We start from the raw sequence: 2,414 nt of genomic DNA on the forward strand, positions 1-2,414 counted from the left end.
TGCCAGCCAGCACCTGGCCGGCATTGCCAATGCCAAGTGCGTGGTGGCCATCAACAAGGATGAGGAGGCCAACATCTTCAAACGTGCCCGCTTCGGCATCGTCGACGATTACAAGAAAGTGGTGCCGGCCCTCATTCAAGCCCTCAACGAGGAACGCTAAATAGGGAGAATTTCATCGTGCCACGGGCAATGACCCCCGCCCAGCGGATGATGGCCGTGCTACAGGGCAAAAAGCCCGACCGGATCCCGGTGATTCCCTTCGTTCAATCCTTTGCCGCGCGGGTGGCGGGCATGCCCCTGGGTGAATTCTGGTCGGATGGCGACAATTACTTTCAGGCCAATTACCGGAGCATGCGTCTTTTCGGCTACGAGCAGACACCGCTGTTCGGCTATGCGGCCTGCGGCCCCTGGGAATTTGGCGGACGCATCCAGATGCCCGATGATCGGCATGGCGCCACCGCGCCGGTGGTGGTGGAATCGCCGGTAAAGACCATCGACGACGTCGATCGGCTGGAAGTGCCCACCTTTGACGGCGAACTCCCCGGCGCCTATGGCATTGCCGCAAAGACCGCCGCCCACTGCGTGGCCCACGGCATGCCCGCCAGCGTCCAGGTGGGCAGCATCTTCTCGGCGGCGGCGCAGGTTGCCGAGACCGCCCGTTTTCTCAGCTGGGTCATGACCCGGCCGGATGCCGTGCACCGCCTGATGGACAAGGTCAGCGACCTGTTCATAGGCGCCCTGGTCTACTTCGCCGATCGCTTCGGCCCCGAGAACTGCATGCCCTTTCAGGCCGGTCCCTTGGAAGCCAACGGCATCATCTCCCCTTCCCAGTTCGCCGAGCTCGTCCACCCGTACAATCTCAAGGTCAACAAGAAAATCCGGGAGCTGGGAATCGGCACCGTGCTGATGCACCCCTGCGCCAACCAGAACCTGAACCTGCCCTTTTATGTGGACATGCGCGAAGCCTGCAACTGGCATGGCCGCTACATCTGGATCTTCGGTCCCGAGACGGCCATGGCCGGCCAGATGAAAGCCTTTGGCGAGCATGACATCATCTGCGGAAACATCGATCCTCAGGCGATTGCCGAAAAATCCTATGAAGACATCGTCGACCGCTGCAAGGCGGCCATCGCACGCGGCAAGGACAACCCCGGCGGCTTCATCCTGACCCCGGGATGCGAATTCCCGGCTGAGGTAGCGCCCGTCAAGCTCATGGCATTGATGGATGCGGCCGAGCAGTATGGCCGCTATGGATAAGCGGATTCGTAAAGAAGCCCGATATCGGCGTTACGCTCACCCTTCGTCACTGCGGCGTACGCTTAGTACGCTGCCTACGGCACCCGCGATTGCGGTATTCTCAGGATTCGCAAGCCTTGATCTCGGGCCTTTTACGAATCCGTCGGAAATGCGACTTTTTACGAGAGCATCAATATTGACGAAAGCGTTTTTAGTTCAGCGGGCGATCAGGGCCATGGCGTCAATGGCCGCGTCGATATCGGCGGTGGTGGTGAAGGGGCCCAGGCTGAAGCGTACCGCCCCGGCGCCTCCGGTGCCCAGATCCTGGTGCACCAAGGGGGCGCAGTGCAGGCCTGTGCGTACGGCAATCTCGAAATCTCCGTCCAGGATGGCGCCCACGTCCGTGCTGGCAATTCCGTCCACAACACAGGTCACCACCGGTAGATGGTTCTCCAGGCGCTCGCAGGCAAAAAGCCGCAGCTTGCCCGAAGGGATGGCATTCAAGCCTTGAACGAGCCGCCGGGTCAGGTGGCGTTCCCTTTCCCCAAAAGCCGCCATGTGCTTAGCCACGAAGGCAAGGCTTTCCCCCAAGCCGAGAATCCCCAAAAAGTTGATCGTGCCGGCTTCCAGGCGAAAGGGGTATTCGTCCGGCTGGAACGGGTTGATGGAATCCACGCCGCTGCCGCCGAAACGGGAGGGGGCAAGGTCCAGATCCGGATTCAGGATCAGCCCGCCGGTTCCCGTGGGTCCCAGAAGGGACTTGTGGCCGGTAAAGGCCAGCCCGGAAACGCCCCAGGCTTCCATGTAAATGGGAATGCAACCGGCGCTTTGGGAAGCATCCACAATCAATGGGATGCCCCGCTTTTTGCAGATCGCCCCGATGGCCGGCACCGGCTGGATGGTTCCGAGCACATTGGAGGCGTGGTTGATGATCACCGCACGGGTTTGGGGGGTAAGAAAGGCTTCGATCCGGCCGGGATCGACAAATCCGGCCGATCGAAGGGAACCTGATCGACCTTGATTCCCAGGGACGCTTGCAGGTGGTTGAGGGGCCGCAAGACGGAATTATGTTCCAGGCGGGTGGTGACCACATGGTCCCCCGGCCCAAGCAGGCCCAGGATCAGGGTGTTCAAGGCGTCGGTGGCATTGGACGCGAAGCAGACCCGGGCGCCCTTGGG

1 protein-coding gene and 1 pseudogene are annotated in these 2,414 nt (G+C 61.3%); one reads left to right on the plus strand and one right to left on the minus strand.

Annotation, left to right across the window (positions count from 1 at the left end):
* Window positions 1-177: 177 nt before the first annotated feature.
* Window positions 178-1,257 (plus strand): uroporphyrinogen decarboxylase family protein, encoded by a 1,080-nt coding sequence (locus JCM12296_RS34155; RefSeq protein ID WP_083456781.1) that lies wholly within the window; start codon window positions 178-180, stop codon window positions 1,255-1,257.
* A gap of 195 nt (window positions 1,258-1,452) precedes the next feature.
* Here JCM12296_RS34155 and JCM12296_RS34160 read toward each other — a convergent pair.
* A pseudogene (locus JCM12296_RS34160) lies at window positions 1,453-2,369 on the minus strand (aminotransferase class V-fold PLP-dependent enzyme).
* Window positions 2,370-2,414 lie beyond the last annotated feature (45 nt).

This window comes from Desulfosarcina cetonica JCM 12296, assembly GCF_001311845.1.
GTDB classification, from domain to species: domain Bacteria; phylum Desulfobacterota; class Desulfobacteria; order Desulfobacterales; family Desulfosarcinaceae; genus Desulfosarcina; species Desulfosarcina cetonica.